The sequence below is a fragment of the Dyella koreensis genome (genome assembly GCF_044904565.1).
Classification (GTDB): domain Bacteria; phylum Pseudomonadota; class Gammaproteobacteria; order Xanthomonadales; family Rhodanobacteraceae; genus Dyella_D; species Dyella_D koreensis.
The window spans coordinates 1,061,849-1,080,240 of sequence record NZ_JADIKD010000012.1 but is presented as its reverse complement, the minus strand read 5'-3'; the positions used below and the strand labels follow the sequence as shown (position 1 = coordinate 1,080,240).

Here is an 18,392-nt window from a genome sequence, read left to right as displayed (position 1 = left end):
TTGATGCTGCTGATCGACATGCTCAACCTTCATTCGCGGATAGTCATATTGCTTCGCCGCCGTCGAACCGCCGAAGCCCCTTCACGAGCGCGACAAGAGGAGATGCCTCCCATGAACGCATCAGTCGATCAGAACATCAAAATCATCCTTGCTGATGACCACCCCATCATTCGCAAGGGTGTCATGGCCGTACTCAATGGCAGCGATATCCAGGTGGTCGGAGAAGCTTCTTGCCCGGCCGAGCTGCTGTCTCTCGTAGAGCGGGTCGATTGTGATGCGGTAGTGACGGACTACGTCATGCCCAGTGATGGTTCTCCGGATGGTATCCGCCTGATCGAGCGGTTACGCGCCAGCCATCCTGGTGTTCCTATCGTCGTGCTCACCATGATCCGCAATGTAGGGTTGCTGCAGGCGCTGCTGGCGGCGGGCGTCAAAGCGATTGTGGACAAAACCACAGCGATGGCCGAAGTGCACACCGCAGTGCGTCTTGCCGTACTCGGACATGTTTTTGTCAGCGCCACCTTCGAAGGACGGCTCGCGCGTTTTGGTACCCATTCCGTTAACAAGCTGACCGATCGGGAAGGCGAGGTTATCCGCCTTCTCGTTGCGGGCATGAGCGTCACGGAGATCGCGCGCAAGCTGGAGCGCAGTGTCAAGACGGTCAGCAAGCAGAAGACGGATGCCATGAAGAAGCTGGGCCTTCGCTCCGACATGGAGATTTACGCCTACGCGATGGAGGTCGGTTACTGAGCGCTAGGCGCTCCGTTTTCTTCGTGGCCATGCCTGGAGGCATCGGTACGAGAAATGCCGACCCGTGACTTCTTCACATGGATGACGCGTCATGTTCACCGTCGTAATCGTGGACGATCACCCCATGGTCAATGGGGCGGTTCGCGCCCTGCTCGAAAGATCTGGTGAGTTCCGTATCCTGGCCGAATGTACTAGTGGCATTGCCGGACTATCGACAACTCGCGAACTGCATCCAGACCTGCTGATTATCGATCTGGACATTCCGCAGCTGGGTGGCGTCGAAGTTATTCATCGGCTGCGCCACGCCGCCGAGACGATCGGTATTCTGATGATTTCCGCGGCTGATGAAATCGTTGCCGGTGTGCGCGCGTTTCGCGCGGGCGCTGATGGCTTCGTACATAAGAGTTCTGCCATGGACGATATCGTCACCGCGGCACAGCTCGTGGCGCGAGGAAAAATTTATTTCGGCCGTGAAGTGATTGTCGCTGCTTCCAGTGTGATCGCGAGGGAAAAGGGCAGTCCGCTCGGTTCCCTGGGCAAGCGCGAATTCGAAGTGTTCCGCTGTCTGGCACTCGGTATGACCAATATCGACATCGCACGCCACATGATGATCAGCAACAAGACCGTCAGTGCGCACAAGCGAAACCTGATGGACAAGCTTAGCCTGGCTAATATCCGCGATCTGATCGAGCTTGCCCGTAACAACCGGATTATCACTTAAGGCAGGCGGCACGCCCTTCAACGCCGCCAATTGATCCGTTGCAATCCGGAAACCGCCACCGCGACCATCACGATCACTATCGCGCTATCGATCGGCGGCCACCACCATCCCGCCCATCGCAATAGTCCAATGCTCATGGCGAAACTGGCGCACAGTGATATCACGGCGGCCAGCCACACTCGACGAAAGCCCGGCATGCCATAGAGCAGCATCGGCAAAACGAGCAGTGCGGCGCCAAGCAGGAATTGGCTGGTGAAATTCAGCGGTGTCAGGGTGCGGGTGTTCTTGATGGATTCAAGCAGATTGGCCTGGTATTCCACGCCAGGCATGCGCTCGCCGCCGCCGGACGCGGATGTGTCGAGCAAATCGCCCAAACCAGCGGCAGTGGCGCCGATCAATACCCAGCGGCTCTTGAGTTGTGCCGCCGGCACTTGGCCTTCCAGTACGTCGATGTAGGACACCTGCTCGAAGCTGCCAACGGGGCCGGCAAAGTGCAGCATGACGTAGTCGTCGCGCATCCATTCATAAGGCGATTCGGCTCCCGGGTCCGGCCGATGCAGGCTGGGCAACGCGGGTTCCGGGGTCTTCTGTCCGATCTCGTAGACCGCAAGCGCCAGCGCGGACCATTGCGGATGTCCAAGCCCCGCCTTGAGATAGGCGCCGCGGATGACTCCATCGTCGTCCTTCGCCGCATCAACGTGGCCGAAGCCGGCTGCCGCGCTGGCGATCTCCGGTGTCGGCAGCATTTCTTCCAATGTGCCGCCTAATTCCGCTGCTTCGGCGAATACCGGCATGATCACGCGCCCATTGCGGCGCATTGCCTGCGCCAGTGCGTGATCGTTCTCGGGATGGTTGACGTCGGGGTCCGCCATGGTGATATCGACGCCGACCCCGCGCACATGGGCGTCGGTCAGACGGTCGAGCAATTGCGCATGAACCGTCCTGGGCCACGGCCAGTTGCCCAGCTTGGAAAGGCTCTTGGGGTCGATCGCCACGATCGTTACCGCGTTACTGGTCTGGTAAGGCCAGTAACGCATGTGCAGATCATAGAAGGCGCTATCGAGCCGCGTCGCCACGCCACTCGCGAGCACCAGGGTGAGCAACGCCACCCCGATCATCCACGCCAGCGCGCGCCCGAGTATCCGCAATGGATCGACAGGCATCATCAGTGGCCGCATTGCCTGGGTGAGCGATTCCCGTCGTCGGCGCGGCCACGGCCATTCATGACCTCAGAGCACCAGCCAGAGCAGCGCTGCGCCGCCACCGGCTGCTGCCCAGCGACAAGCGACGCATGAGATGCGGGTCTTTTGCACCGAGCTCCACGGGCCGGCATAGCCATCGGGTTCGATGGTCTGTACGCGCACGTACCATTTGCCTGATGACAGCTTCTTGAGATCCAGCTCCGGCTTGTCGACAGTCGTATCCACTTCCGGCTTGGCGAACGCGGGATCGCGTGCGAGCTGCACATGATATTTCTGGCCGGCGGCCCCCTCGGGCCAACTCAAGACCAGATCGCCGTGCGAGCGCTTCGGTTCGCCAGGTGTCGGTGCTGGCGGCTCAGCCACCAGATCGAACGGCAGTGCATGGGTGTAAGGGCCTACCTTGCCTGTTTTGTCGCGGCTGGCGACACGCCAGTAATAGTGGCCAAGGGGTAGGGCATTCGGCGCCCGCACGTCGCTGCCAGTGATCTTCGTTTGTTCGGCCAGCAATTGCTGGAACGCCGGATCGCTGGACAGCTGCCAGGCATAGGACGCCGCCTGCTCGCTTTCGGTCCAGCGGAATGATGGGCGGGTATCGCGTACCTTGCTGCCCGGTTGCGGCGACATGATCAGCGGCGGCTGTGGCTGGCCATTGATGGTCACGGCAGGGCAGGTGGCATCGAGACCTTCGAGGTCTCCCGTGCCGATACCGCGCACGCGCACAGCGTAAGTGCCATCGCTGAGTTCCGGCAGCGCCACCTTGGCGTCGTCGACCACGCGGTCGAGCAACAGCGCTTCGAACTTCGCATTGGGCGCAAGCTGCACGCGGTAGTGCTGCGCACCAGCCAGTGCCTGCCATTGGAATTCATAGGGAGACTGGTTGACCGGATCCTTAGGGCACTGCACCGTGGGCGCTGGCAGCAGCGATTGCGGTTGTCCGGGTGAGGCGCCGTCGGCCGTCGCCACGCCCGAACCGGTTTTCACCAGGACATGCCGTTTGTCATTGCCGACATCGACCTTGCCTGACGTCACCTCGGTTCGCGCCGCACCGGCCTGCGAGTCGGCGACTACGCGGAAGTGCGTACCGCGCACGCTGGAAATGGTGCCCGGTGTCGACACACTGAAGCGCGCGGCGCTGCCGCTCAACGGAATCACGTCGCTGTTCAAGCGCCCGCGTTGCAGGCGCACGCGCGTATCGACCATGCCCGTATTGCCGTAGGCGGTGAGTCGGTCGAGCGCCAGCTCGCTATTGCTCTGCACCAGGATGCGCGAGCCGTCCGCGAACTCCAGGGTGAGGCTCGTATCGTCATCGGTCACCAAGCGGGTGCCGTAACCGAACGTCATGCCCTGGGTTACCGGAACTGGCTGGGTGGCATCGGGCAGCGTTGCGGCGGCCTTGCCGATAACGGCTACGACTTTGGCTTTGGCCGGCTCCAGGCGCAGCCATGCGACCGGGATATGCAAAGTCATGCCCGGCGGCAGGTTCAGCGGATCGGTGACCTTGTTGTAGTCCTGCAGCTTCTGCCAGGGAATGCCCGGCTTCATGTAGTGGCCGGCCAGATCCCAGATGGTGTCCTTGGGACGTACCCGGTAGCTCCAATCGGCAGCCGGCGCGGCAAGAACCGGCACGACGACCACGATAAGCAACGCAGCGAACCATTGACGGCCGAACGAGAGCCGTCTCCATACCCTGTGTGTCATGGGAAAACCTCGACGATCCTAATGCGCCCCCTGACGCTTATCCGCGCGATCCTTCTAGCCCCCGTCTCATCCGGATCCGATGGCCTTAGTGCGGACTACAGACAATTCCTATTGTCGCGGAGCCACAAGGAAATAGCTAATTCACCGGCTTATCAGCTGGTTGGCCGTTCAGGTTCGACAGGAGGAGTTCTACGTCCCGGGCGAAACTGGGCAACTGGGGCAGGACTTCCCGGGCTTGGCCGGTATGAAGGGCTTCCAACAGCCCCCGTCCCTGATCTAGCAGGGCACCGTTGCTGAACAGTTGGAGGGCGCCGAGCAAGCGGTGCAGGCTCAGGGCCGCCGCCGCCGGATCCCCACTTTCCACGCAGTGTCGGAGTTCGACCAGGTCGTCATGGCTGGCGCTGGAAAAGGCCTGCAGCATCTCGTCATACAGGCCGGGCACTTCATCGCCAGCCAGGCCGGTCAATAGGCCAAGATCGTGCAGCCCCAATGGCGAGGCACTTGTGGACGCCAGCTGTTCGGGCAGCCACTGGCTGATCTTCTGGCTGAGTGGCAGCAGTTGCAGTGGTTTGCTCAGTACGTCATCCATCCCGGCATTGCGTACACGCACGGCTTCGCCGGCCAGCGCGTTGGCAGTCATCGCGATGATCGGCAGTCGCCGGGGGCTGCGGTTTTCCGCCTCGTGCTTACGCCAGGCGGTAGCCAGTTCGTAGCCGCTCATCAGGGGCATGTTGCAGTCCGTGAGCAGCATGGCGTAATCGTTCCCGCTGAGGGCTTCGAGGGCATCGCGCCCGTTGTCGACCACATCGCAGCTCAAGCCCAGTATCGCCAACTGGCGAAGGATCAGCTTCTGACTGACCGGATGGTCCTCGGCCACCAGAATATGCCCGCGATGGGTGGGCAGATCCGCCAGCGATGAAGGTGGCGGATCGGCGTCTGTTGCCACCGCTTCGGATGACGGATGCAAACCGTGCGTCTCGGCGACATCGTCACGCAGCTCCAGCACATTGAGGCAGGCTCGTACCAACGATTGCCATTTCAGCGGATTGGCGCTGAGAAACAGCCGCTCCTGGCGCAGCTCGATACCGGTAGACAGCAGTGGCTCATCCGTCACGGCGACCACATGGGCGCTGATCCGCGTTTCACTTTCAGTATCCGCAGGCTCGACAAACAGCAGGCTCGCGGCCATGCCTTCGCGCAGAGGTGCGGCGCTGTCCGCCAATTCCACCGTCATGCCCAGCGATTTGAGATGTTCGCTCAAGGCAGTACCAGTGTCGGCCGAAACCAGCCGAACCACAGCGTGCCGGCCGCGCAAACCTGCGGGCGCCGCAGCTTCCCGTCGTTCGACCGGTAGACGCACTTCGAAACCGACAGTCGTTCCATGACCGGGTTCGCTGCTCAGTTCTACCGAGCCCTCCATGAGCTGTACCAGGTGACGGCAAATGGCCAGCCCCAGTCCGGTACCGCCATAACGCCGGCTGGTCGAAGCCTCGGCCTGGGTAAATGGGTTGAACAGGATGGCCTGCTTTTCGCGAGGAATACCAATGCCGGTGTCGCTCACACTCACGCGCAGATGCTGCTGGGCACCGTCATCGGCAAGCACTACTACACGCACAGCAATGCTGCCGCGCTCGGTGAACTTGGTGGCATTGCTCAATAGGTTCAGCAGAATCTGGCGCAAACGCACATTGTCGCCAACGAGGCTGCCGGCGACGGTAGCGTCGATGGCTACGTGAACGCTCAGGCCCTTCGCTTGCGCACGTGATGCCATCACGCTGACCACATTGTCGACCAGGACGCGTGGATCGAACGGCGTTTCGTCCAGCCGGAGATCGCCCGCCTCGAGCTTAGAGAAATCCAGGATGTCGTTGAGTATCTGCAACAACACGGCCGCCGAATCTTCGACGGCGCGCAAGAGCTCCCGTTGCTCCGCGTTGATGGGGGTGCGGCCGAGCAGTTCGAGCATGCCGATGACGCCATTCATCGGCGTGCGGATTTCGTGGCTCATGGTCGCCAGGAAATCCGCCTTCGCCTTCGACGCACGCTCGGCGACGTCGCGCGCGATGCGCAGTGCTTCATTGCGTGCGTTGAGTTCGGTGGTATCGATGAAATAACCGATCAGGCGCAGGCTGCCATCAGGCAGGGCCTGCGGCGTCAGCGTGCCATGGATCCAGCGCAAGCCTTCGCGGCCGAAGGCGCGGAAATCCAGCGAGCGCGGTTTCAGGTCGGTTGTAACGGGAGAGATCAGGCGGCCGAAGGCAGCAACATCGTCAGGGTGGATACGACCCTGCAAGGGGCGCTCCTGCAACACATCGCCCGCACCCAGCAGATCCGTCAACTCCAGTCCGAACAATGCGCGTACGTCACCAGCGGCAAAGGTGACATGGCGGACACCGTGCGTGTCCTTCAGGATGGAAAAGACCGCCACTGGAACCCGCTGCACGATCTCGCGCAAACCGCGTTCGGTAACTCTGGCTGCCTGTTCGGCATCGCGAAATGCCGTGATGTCAAACAGAAAGCTGATCGAACCCGTCCGTTCACCCGATAGCGCAAGGAGCGGCTGGCTCCATAGCATTCCCTGTCGATGCGTACCGTCATCGTCCGTGTAATCGATCTCGTAAGGCTCGGGTTCGCCATCAGGCGTGACGGTGAGATCGTTGGACTTGATCGCGACGAGCATGGCTTCGGCGGCGATGGGATGCTGGCGTCCATAGGCATTCGTGTCGAGGACATCGCCATCGGGACCGTGCATCAGCACCAATGCCGGCAACGCATCCATGGCGCTCTTCGACCAGGTGCGTTGCGCGAGAAGTTCCGCTTGCAGCCGCTTGGTCTTGCTTGCCTGCGCCTGCAATAGCCAGGCGAGCCCTAATGCCGCCACCGCCACGAGAATCAGCAGTGCCGCCAGCATCAGGGTGGTCGCGGAAACGGGAATCGCCTGGTTGTCGACCCAGGCCATACCAAGCAAGGGACTCAGGGCGGCCGGCCGTGAAGACGAAGGATGCAGCGTGGTCGGCATATCGCTCCCTGGCGATGCTGTGCTGGCAGGGCATCTGTGCAGGCCTTGTGAACCGCTGGCTGGCCCAGGCGCACGCCTGCCGCGGTCAATGCCTTGTTACTTGTTCATGTTACTGTTGCCGCCGCTCCGGTACAAACCAGCGTCAGGCGCGAATATCTTCGCTCCTGGGTAGGTTGGACGGTATGCAACGGAAGTTATGAGGTGGTGCAGTGCGGATCATTATTTCCGACGATCATCCTGTCGTCCTGATGGGTTTGAAGGCAGCTTTGCAGAGTTACGGTGACAGGTTCCGCATCGTCGGCGAGGCGCGTAATGGCAAAGAGCTGATTCAACTGCTGGCGCAGGAATCCTGCGATCTGCTCATCACTGACTTCTCTATGCCCGGCGACCCGCCCGCGGAGGATGGGCTGGCCATGCTCAGCCGCTTGCGGGAAAGCTATCCGCAGCTACCCATCCTCGTGCTCACCATGCTCAGCAATCCCGCTTTGGTGCAGGGCATGCTCGCGACCGGCGTGCGTGGGGTGGTCGACAAGATGTCGATGACCAAGGAATTGATGCTCGCCATCGATGTGATTCGCGCGGGCCGCACCTACCTGAGCGAGCGCACCCGCAAGCAGATCGAAAACGTGTCGATAGCGGGCGAGGACGCCGGCACCCTGTCGCCGCGCGAGGCCGAGGTCGTGCGCTTCCTCGCCCAGGGGTTGACCGTTTCCGAGATCGCCCGCCGCACCGAGCGCAGCGTGAAAACCGTGAGCCAGCAGAAGCGCGATGCCATGCGCAAGCTTGGGCTGGATGGCGACAAGCAGCTGTTCGAGTACGCGCGCTCCAGCGGCCTCCTCTAGCAGCACATCGAAAGCTTTGACCGTGGAACGGGGCCCTCGGGCCCCGTTCTGCTGTCTGGCGCCCGCCTTCCAGTGGCTCGCACCCGAACGGATCTCATCGCTTATCACGCAAATAAATCAATAAAAAGGACTTAAGTCACATTTTTAGTCTCGTAGGACTTTTCTGATTCAAAGCGTGCGCCCCGTCACCGAAATTACACCCACCAGATGTGACGGGCGTCACATTCGCTCCCCCAGAGATGAGCGACCCCGCCCGCCACACACGGTTTCCCGCATACCAAGGACGTGTATGTGTCGGCGAATAACGCCGGCGGTAGTTAGGCCCTGGCCCCCTGGGGCTTGGCTGCCGGGATCTGTTTCTAGGTGAGGGGGTGGCAGGGGGCGCCAGTGGGATGTTTCGCATCCGAGCGCTAGGGCAAACGCCCGGCGAATATCGATCCGAATCCATGGCACGCCCCTCGTTCCGCGAGTAGGGCGTGCGTGCTCGTTTTTTAGCACCGCGCTCGGGCGTATCCCTTTGGGCGGTGTGAGAAACGGCAATGAACAAAATCTATAGCAAGGTGTGGAATCGGTCACTGGGCCAGGTTGTGGTGGCATCGGAACTGGCGAGCCGTGACACAGGTGCCGCAGCGAGTGGCATGGGACGTACGAGCCTAAAGCTGAGCGCGCTAGCCGCAGCACTGGGTTTGGTACTGCAGGTCTCACCGTCTATTGGATACGCCAATACCTATACCTCCGATCAATCTTGCGTGACCGGAAGCAGCGGTGTCGTGGGTCGAATAAACCCGGGCGGCACCTCCAGCCAGGCAACAGATGGTTCCGGCACTTACTCCAATGTGGCCGGCTGTAATGCCGCCGGCAATGGCTATGTCGGGGTGTCGGTATACGGTTCCTTCGCGCAGGCCAAGGGCGATGGTGCTTCGGCCTTCGGCTTGCTGAGCCTAGCCTCGAAGTGGGGCACGGGCATTGGCCTGGAAGCCAATGCGTCCGCCACCTCCAGCACAGCAGTGGGCTTTGGTAGTAATGCCACCGCACTCAACGCTGTGGCCATCGGCGGTGCCGGTGGTGATGGCACCAATGCTCTTACGGTGGCTAACTCCACCACTGCTTCCGGCGCAGGTGCCATCGCTATTGGTAGCAACGCTACTAAAGGCGCACAGGCAGCGGCCTCGGATTCGATTGCGCTTGGTGGTCAATCGTCTGTGTCCTCAGCCGCCGCGTCTGGCATCGCATTAGGGCGCGGTTCGACTGTTAGCGCCGCTTATGGCATTGCGCAAGGAGATGGCGCAACGGCGACCAACCAGGGTGACATAGCTTTGGGCCGTCAGGCCTTGGCGAATACGCCCACGGGTGGCTTGGTACCAAGCATCGCCATTGGTGTCAGTGCAACGGCGACGGGCGGAGCCGGTGACGTCGCGCTGGGTCCGTCGGCGCAGGTCACCTCCACTACTGCCAATAAGAACGGTGGCGTAGCGATTGGCAACAATTCGCGGTCTGTCGTCACTGGCGCCTCGGGTGCGTCACCAACCGCCATCGGCAACAACGCGAGCGCAATCGGCGCTGGTTCACAGACGGCCATCGGTGACTTTGCGAGCGCCACTGGCACCGATGCGATCTCTATCGGTGGCCATGCTGGTGCGCCCGGTTCGAGCGCAAGCGGCAACCAGTCCACGGCGATCGGCCAATCGGCTAATGCGGTCGGCCAATCGGCGGTGGCCATTGGCAACGGAGTCAACGCCTACAACACAGGTTCGCTGGCGCTTGGAGGCACTGCTACGGCGGGTGTGTCCGGCTCAGGCACGGTGGCCAACGATACGGCGATAGGCAATCAAACCTCGGCAACGGGCGGCCAATCACAAGCGATTGGCTATAACTCCAAGGCTTCCGCGACGAACGCGACGGCGATCGGTCCGTCGGCTACAGCCTCGGCGGCAGGCGCCGCGGCGATCGGCGGTAACGCCACTGCAGGCGCCAATGCGCAGGCGTCGGATGCAATCGCTATCGGTGGCCAGTCCTCGGTAGCCTCTACTGCGACGTCGGGTGTGGCTTTCGGTCGTGGCTCCTCCGTCACCGCTGCCTTCGGCCTCGCCGCAGGCGACGCAGCCTCCGCCGCCGGCAGTGCCATCGCTATCGGCAAGGGCGCCAAAGCCACTGGTTCGCAAAGCATCAGCATCGGTACCGGCAACACGGTAAGCGGCAATAACTCGGGCGCCATCGGCGATCCCACCGTCATCACCGGCACCGGTTCCTACTCGCTGGGCAATAACAACACCATCAATGCGAACAATGCGTTCGTGGTGGGCAGCAATGTCACTGTGGCGACCGGTCTGGATGGCGCGGTCGTACTGGGCAACAACTCCACTGTAGCGACGTCGAACCCGACAGCCAGCACCACGATCAACGGCACGACCTATAACTTCGCGGGTGCCGCACCTGCTGCCGGTGGCGTAGTGAGCGTTGGCGCCTCCAATGCGGAACGTCAGATCACCAACGTGGCCGCTGGCCGCATCAGCAATTCCAGCACAGATGCGATCAATGGCAGTCAGCTGTACGCGACCAATCAGGCGGTCGGCACACTGGGCACCACGGTGACCAACCTGGGCAATTCCGCGGCAAGCACGCTGGGCGCAAGCGCGACCTACAACACCAGCACCGGCACCATCAGCGGCTTCAGCCAGCCAATCAATGGTGTCAGCACCACCGGCGCCGTGGGCAGTCCGACCACGCAGACCACAGTGGCGGGCGCCCTGGGGGCGCTCAACAACAACACCGCCAATCTTGCCAATATCGCGGTGAAATACGATGCCCCGAACGGCAACACCGTTACCTTGGGTGCGACAGGCGGCACTGGCGCCACCGGCACGGTGAAGATCACCAACCTGACCCCGGCGACGCTGAGCGCGAGCAGCACCGACGCGGTGAATGGCTCGCAGCTGTACGCCACCAACCAGCAGGTGAGCACCAACACCACCAACATCGCTAACAACACCACGGCGATCAACAATATCAACAATGGCACGGCGGGCCTGGTGCAGCAGGCGGGCGGTATCAGCCCGAGCAACACCAACCCGATCACGGTGGGTGCGGCCACCGGCGGCACCACGGTGAACTTCGCCAATGCCAGTGGCGGTACGCGTACGCTGACCAGCGTGTCGGCCGGTGCGCTCAACGCGACAAGCACCGATGCGGTGAATGGCTCGCAGTTGTATGCAACCAACCAGCAGGTCACGACGAATACCAACAACATCGCCAACAACACCACGTCGATCACCAACCTGGGCAACCAGGTCAACAACATCTACGCCACTGGTACCAAGTACTTCCACGCCAACTCCACCGGCACGGACAGCACGGCAACGGGTGCGAACAGTGTGGCGATCGGCCAGAGTGCGGTAGCCAACAACGCCAACGATGTGGCGCTGGGCGCCAACAGCACGACGGCAGCTCCGCATACGGGCACCACGGCGGTGTACGGCGGAGCCGCTATGGGCATTGCCAGCGCGGCCAACGGCGTGGTCTCGGTGGGGGCCGCAGGCGCGGAGCGCCAGATCCAGAACGTGGCGGCGGGTGTGATCTCCGCCAGCAGTACCGACGCGATCAACGGTTCGCAGCTCAACTCCGTCGTGACGGGCGTCAACAGCCTTGGCAGCTCCGCGGCAAACACCTTGGGTGGCGGTGCCAGCTACAGCGCCGCTACCGGCACGATCAGCGGCTTCAGTCAGCCGATCAACAGCGTCAGCACGACGGGTGCGGTAAGCAGTCCCACGACTCAGACCACCGTGGCCGGCGCGCTAGGCGCGTTGAACAACAGTATCGCCAACACTGCCAACATCGCGGTGAAGTACGACGCGGTCGGTGGCAACACCATTACGCTCGGTGCCACAGGCGGTAGCGGTGCGGCGGGCACTGTGAAGATCACCAATCTCACTCCGGCCACGCTCAGCGCGACCAGCACCGACGCCGTGAACGGTTCGCAGCTATACGCGACCAATCAGCAGGTCAGCACCAACACCACCAACATCACCAACAACACCACGGCGATCAACAATATCAACAACGGTACGGCGGGCCTGGTGCAGCAGGCCGGCGGCATCAGCCCGAGCAACACCAACCCGATCACGGTCGGTGCGGCTACCGGTGGCACCACGGTGAACTTCGCCAATGCCAGTGGCGGTACGCGCACGCTGACCAGCGTGTCGGCGGGTGCGCTTAATGGCACCAGCACGGATGCGGTGAATGGTTCGCAGCTGTACGCCACCAATCAGCAGGTGGCTGGCAATACGACCTCAATCACCAATCTGGGCAATCAGGTCAACAACATCTACGCCACCGGCACCAAGTATTTCCATGCCAACTCGACCGGCACGGATAGCGCGGCCACCGGCGCCAACAGCGTGGCCATCGGTCAGAGTGCCGTGGCGAACAATGCCAATGATGTGGCGCTGGGCGCCAACAGTACGACAGCGGCGCCGCACACGGGAACGACGGCGGGCTTCGGCGGCACGGCGGCAGGTATCGCCAATGCCGCCAACGGCGTTGTGTCGGTGGGCGCGGCGGGTGCGGAGCGCCAGGTCCAGAACGTAGCGGCGGGTGTGATCTCGTCGGCCAGCACGGATGCGATCAATGGTTCGCAGTTGTTCGCGACCAACCAACAGGTGAGCACCAATACGACCAACATCGCCAACAACACGACGGCGATCACCAATCTGGGTAACCAGACCACCACCAACACCAACAACATCACGGCACTGCAACAGGATGCGCTGCAATGGAACTCGTCGCTGGGCGCCTATGACGCCAGCCACAGCAGTGGCTCGCCGCAGAAGATCACCAACGTGGCAGCGGGCACGCTGTCGTCGACCAGCACCGATGCGGTGAATGGCTCGCAGCTCAATGCGACCAACCAGCAAGTGGCGGGCAATACGACCTCGATCACCAACCTTGGCAATCAGGTCAACAACATCTACGCGACGGGTACGAAATACTTCCACGCCAACTCGACTGGCACGGATTCGAGCGCGGTCGGCACCGACAGTGTGGCGATCGGTACCAGTGCCAGCTCCGGCGGCACCAACAGCGTTGCCGTGGGCAACGGTGCCAAGACCACGTTCGCCAACGATGTCGCGCTGGGCGCCGGCTCCGCCGATACCCGTGGCGCGCAAAGCAACTACACGGCCTATGGCCTGGCCGCGCCGCAGACATCATCCGGCGAAGTCAACGTCGGCAACCGCCAGATCACTGGCGTGGCGGCGGGCAGTGCCGGCACGGACGCGGTCAATGTGAGCCAGTTGCAGGCGGTGGTTGGTGCGGCCACCGGCAATGCGGTGCAGTACGACAGCAGCGCCAAGACCAGCGTGACGCTGGGTGGGGTCGGCACGACCACTCCGGTATCCGTGACCAACCTGGCCGCAGGCAATTTGTCCTCGACCAGCACGGATGCGGTGAATGGCTCGCAGCTGTACGCCACCAACCAGCAGGTGAGCACCAACACCACCAACATCGCGAACAACACCACGTCGATCAACAATCTGGGCAACCAGGTCAACAACATCTACGCGACCGGTACCAAGTACTTCCACACCAATTCGACGGCGGCGGATAGCCAGCCGGTCGGCGCGGAGTCGATTGCCGTGGGGCCGCAGTCGGTGGCCAACGGTGGTTCTTCCATCGCCATGGGCAATACGGCGACGGCCAACGACACCAACAGCGTGGCGCTGGGTGTGTTTACGAAGGCCACAGGTACCAGCAGCGTCGCTATCGGCGATTCGTCCAAGACGAATGGCGCCAACAGTGTGGCGATCGGCGCCAATACGCAGGCCAATGCCGTGAGTAGTGCGGCGGTCGGCGACAAGGCCACAGCGAGTGGTGTCAATGCGGCGGCCATCGGCGCCAACACCCAGGCCACGGCCACCAGCACCTTCGCCGCGGGTGACAGTGCGCAAGCCACGGCAGCCAATGCAACTGGTATCGGCGCCAATACCAGGGCGCTGGGTGTGAGCAGCTTCGCGGGTGGCGACGGCGCCACGGCAAGCGGCGCGAACGGTATCGCCATCGGTGCCAGCGCGACGACGGCCGCGGTCGATGACGCGATCGCTATCGGCAAGAAGACGCTGGCAAGCGGCGCCGATGCCATTGCTATCGGCGGCAACATCAACACCGGTGCGCAAGCCACGGGCATCAACGCCATTGCGCTGGGCGCGACCAGCGCCGCCTCGCAGACCGGCGCGATCGCTCTGGGGCAGGGCGCCACGGCTAGCGCGAGCGCCGGTGATGTGGCGCTGGGTGCGGGTTCGGCCACGGCGGCTGCCGTAGGCACCAGCGGCACCACCATCAACGGCACCGGCTACGGCTTTGCGGGCACCAACCCGACGAGCACGGTGAGTGTGGGTACGGTGGGCGGCGAACGCAGCATCACCAACGTGGCCGCCGGCCGTTTGAGCGGCACCAGCACCGACGCGGTGAACGGCTCGCAGCTATACGCGACCAATCAGGCCGTGGACAGCCTCGGTTCGCAGATCGGCACGCTGGCCGGCAATGCGGTGCAGTACGACAACACCGGCAAGACCAGCGTGACGCTGGGCGGTACAAGCTCCACCACGCCGGTGACCCTAACCAACGTCGCGACGGGCAACCTCAGCTCGACCAGCACGGATGCGGTGAACGGCTCGCAGCTGTACGCCACGAATCAGCAGGTGTCCAACAACACCACGTCGATCACCAACCTGGGTAACCAGGTCACCAGCAATACGAACAACATCACGGCACTGCAGCAGGATGCGCTGCAGTGGAATCCGTCGCTCAATGCTTACGATGCCAGTCATGGCACCGGATCGCCGCAGTCGATCACCAACGTTGCGCCGGCCACGCTCAGCGCTACCAGCACCAATGCGGTGAACGGTTCGCAGTTGTACACAACGAACCAGCAGGTGAGCGCCAACACCGCGAACATCGCGAACAACACCACGTCGATCAACAATCTGGGCAGCCAGGTCAACAACATCTATGCGACCGGTACCAAGTACTTCCACGCCAACTCGACCGGTACGGACTCCAGTGCCGTCGGCACGGACAGTGTGGCGATCGGTCAGAGCGCGGTGGCCAACAACGCCAATGATGTGGCGCTGGGTGCGAACAGCACGACCTCGGCGACGACGGCCGTAAGCGGCGCCACCATCAATGGCACCAGCTACACCTTTGCCGGCGCGACGCCCTCGGCAGCGCTGAGCGTCGGTGGCCGGCAGATCCAGAATGTCGCGGCCGGACAGTTGAGCGCCGCCAGCACCGATGCTGTGAACGGTTCGCAGCTCTACGCAACCAATCAGGCGGTGGATAGTCTAGGCACCCAGATCGGCACCTTGTCAGGCAACGCGGTGCAGTACGACAACGCTGGTAAGACCAGCGTGACGCTGGGCGGCGCGGGTTCCACCACGCCGGTCAATCTGACCAACGTGACGGCTGGCAACCTCAGCTCGACCAGCACGGACGCGGTGAACGGCTCGCAGCTCTACGCGACCAACCAGCAGGTGAGCCAGAACACCACCAACATCGCCAACAACACAACGGCGATCACCAACCTGGGTAATCAGGTCACCACCAACACGAACAACATCACCACGCTGCAACAGGATGCCTTGCAGTGGAATGCGTCACTGAACGCTTACGACGCCAGCCATGGCAGCGGTTCGCCGCAGTCGATCACCAACGTCGCGCCGGCCACGCTCAGTGCTAGCAGCACGGATGCGGTGAACGGTTCACAGCTGTATACGACCAACCAGCAGGTCGCCGGCAACACGACGGCGATCACCAATCTGGGCAACCAGGTCAACAACGTCTACGCCACGGGCACCAAGTACTTCCATGCCAATTCGACCGGCGCGGATTCCAGCGCTACCGGCGCGGACAGCGTGGCGATCGGCCAGGGCGCCGTGGCGAACAACGCCAACGACGTTGCATTGGGTGCGAGTTCGGTCACGGTGGCACCGTCGACCGGCCCCTACACGATCAACGGCGGTACGGTCGCCGGTGGGTCCGCACAGTCGGTGGTGTCGGTGGGGGGCGCCGGCAAGGAGCGCCAGATCACCAACGTGGCGGCCGGCACGGTCACCTCGTCCTCGACGGATGCAGTGAACGGCTCGCAGCTCTACGCAGTGGGCAATGCGCTGAACAACGTGGGCAGTTCCACGGCGACGTCGCTGGGTGGCGGCAGCAGCTACGACCCGACCACGGGCACGGTGACCACCAATCTCAGCTACGGCGGCAATACCTATAGCTCCGTGCAGAACGTGCTGAACCAGATCGGCGGTTCGATCAACGGCGGTGGCATTCGCTACTTCCACACCAACTCGACGCTGGCCGACAGCAATGCGGCGGGAACGGACAGCATCGCGGTCGGTCCGGCGGCGAATGCGTACGGCAACAGCTCTATTGCACAGGGCGCGAACGCGGTGGCCGGTGTCAGCGGCAGTCCGTCGGCGGCGAATGACATCGCGCTCGGCAACGGTGCGCAGGCGACCGGTGGCAACTCGATCGCGCAGGGTACTGGCGCGGTTGCCAACGCGGCAGGCGCGGTAGCTATCGGCCAGTCGGCTACGGCTACGGGTGGCAAGGCGGTGTCGATCGGTGTGGGCAACACCGCGTCGGGCGATGGCGCGGTCGCCATCGGCGATCCGAACACCGCCACCGGTACCGGTGCGGTGGCGATGGGCGCCAACAACACAGCGACCGGACAGGGCGCCGTAGCACTGGGTAACCAGAGCACTGCCAATGGGCAGGGTGCGGTTGCTCTCGGCAATACGTCGACGGCGAATGGCGCGGGTGCCGTGGCCTTGGGTGATACCGCCAAAGCGTCGGCGCAGAACGCGGTGGCACTGGGCTCCGGTGCAACGGCGACCAACGCCGGCGATGTGGCGCTGGGTTCGGGCTCCACCACCTCAGCCGCGGTGGCTACCACTGGCACCACCATCAACGGTACGAACTACCAGTTCGCCGGCACGGCGCCGACCAGCACGGTCAGCGTCGGCAGTGCAGGTAACGAGCGCACGGTCAGTAATGTCGCCGCCGGCCAGGTGAGCAGCACCAGCACGGATGCGGTGAACGGTTCACAGCTCTATGCCACCAACCAGGCCGTAAACAACATCGGCTCGCAGGTCAGCACGCTGAGCAACAACGCGGTGCAGTACGACAACAGCGGCAAGGGCAGCGTGACGCTTGGCGGCACCACCTCGACCGATGGCGGCGTCATCGGTGGCACCACCATTACCAACGTGCATCAGGGCGCTGTCTCGGCCACCAGCACGGATGCGGTGAATGGTTCGCAGCTGTACGCCACCAATCAGCAGGTATCGCAGAACACCACCAACGTCACCAATCTGCAGAACGGCAAGGACGGCTACTTCCAGGTCAACGACACGTCGGCCAAGGGCAAGCCGCAGGCATCGGGCACGGATGCCACGGCAGGCGGTGCGGGTGCCGTCGCATCCGGCAATACCAGCACAGCGGTCGGTTCCGGCGCGCAGGCGACGGCCAGCAACAGCGTGGCCGTGGGCAGCGGCTCGGTGGCCGATCGCGCCAATAGCGTGTCGGTGGGTGCTGCAGGTAGCGAGCGGCAGGTCACCAATGTAGCGGCAGGTACTGCGGCCACTGACGCGGTGAATGTGAGTCAGCTCAAGGCAGCCCAATCTGGCGTGGTGAAGTACGACACCACGGTCAACGGAGCCGCCGACTACAACAGCGTCACGCTGAATTCGGGCGGCTCGGCTGCGGTCGTCCACAACGTGGGCGCGGGTACTGCCACCACGGATGCGGCGAATGTGGGGCAGTTGAACGAGGCACTGAATCAGGCCAAGGACTGGTCCAAGAGCTATACCGATCAGCGCTTCCAGACGGTCGATAGGAACATCAACGAGATCGGCAATCGCGCCAATGCGGGTACAGCGTCGGCGATGGCGATGGCGGCGCTGCCGCAGGCCTATCAGCCGAACCAGAACTCGGCGGGCGTCGCGGTGGGCAGCTTCCATGGCGAGACCGGTGTCGCCGTCGGCGTGTCGACCATCTCTGAGAGCGGTCGCTACATCTTCAAGCTCAACGCAAGCACCAATACACGCGGCGACGCCGGTGTGGGTGTGGGCGCGGGCATGGTCTGGTAAGGCAGGAGAGCGACG

7 protein-coding genes are annotated in these 18,392 nt (G+C 62.9%); 4 read left to right on the top strand and 3 right to left on the bottom strand.

Features of this window, described 5'->3' with window-relative positions; translation table 11 throughout:
- Nucleotides 1-3 precede the first annotated feature (3 nt).
- Nucleotides 4-750: a response regulator gene (locus tag ISS97_RS19860; RefSeq protein ID WP_379984439.1), complete on the top strand. Its 747-nt coding sequence runs from the start codon at nt 4-6 to the stop codon at nt 748-750.
- Between the two features lie 91 nt (nt 751-841).
- Complete coding sequence (locus tag ISS97_RS19855; protein WP_379984440.1) at nt 842-1,471, top strand: response regulator; 630 nt, start codon at nt 842-844, stop codon at nt 1,469-1,471.
- 17 nt (nt 1,472-1,488) lie between these two features.
- Here the strand turns inward: ISS97_RS19855 and ISS97_RS19850 are convergent, their stop codons facing one another.
- The 3 genes from ISS97_RS19850 to ISS97_RS19840 form a co-directional block, all read right to left on the bottom strand.
- The gene (locus ISS97_RS19850) at nt 1,489-2,637 is read right to left on the bottom strand and encodes a CHASE2 domain-containing protein (protein WP_379984442.1); all 1,149 of its coding nucleotides are present in this window, start codon (nt 2,635-2,637) and stop codon (nt 1,489-1,491) included.
- Nucleotides 2,638-2,700: 63 nt separating this feature from the next.
- Nucleotides 2,701-4,371 (bottom strand): FecR domain-containing protein, encoded by a 1,671-nt coding sequence (locus ISS97_RS19845; protein WP_379984443.1) that lies wholly within the window; start codon nt 4,369-4,371, stop codon nt 2,701-2,703.
- A 136-nt stretch (nt 4,372-4,507) separates the two neighbouring features.
- A complete protein-coding gene (locus tag ISS97_RS19840; RefSeq protein WP_379984444.1) occupies nt 4,508-7,390 on the bottom strand; it encodes a hybrid sensor histidine kinase/response regulator in 2,883 nt (960 codons plus the stop codon).
- Nucleotides 7,391-7,599: 209 nt separating this feature from the next.
- Between ISS97_RS19840 and ISS97_RS19835 the strand changes: the two genes are divergently transcribed.
- Nucleotides 7,600-8,232: a response regulator gene (locus ISS97_RS19835; RefSeq protein ID WP_379984445.1), complete on the top strand. Its 633-nt coding sequence runs from the start codon at nt 7,600-7,602 to the stop codon at nt 8,230-8,232.
- Between the two features lie 539 nt (nt 8,233-8,771).
- Complete coding sequence (locus ISS97_RS19830; protein WP_379984446.1) at nt 8,772-18,377, top strand: ESPR-type extended signal peptide-containing protein; 9,606 nt, start codon at nt 8,772-8,774, stop codon at nt 18,375-18,377.
- Nucleotides 18,378-18,392: the final 15 nt, after the last annotated feature.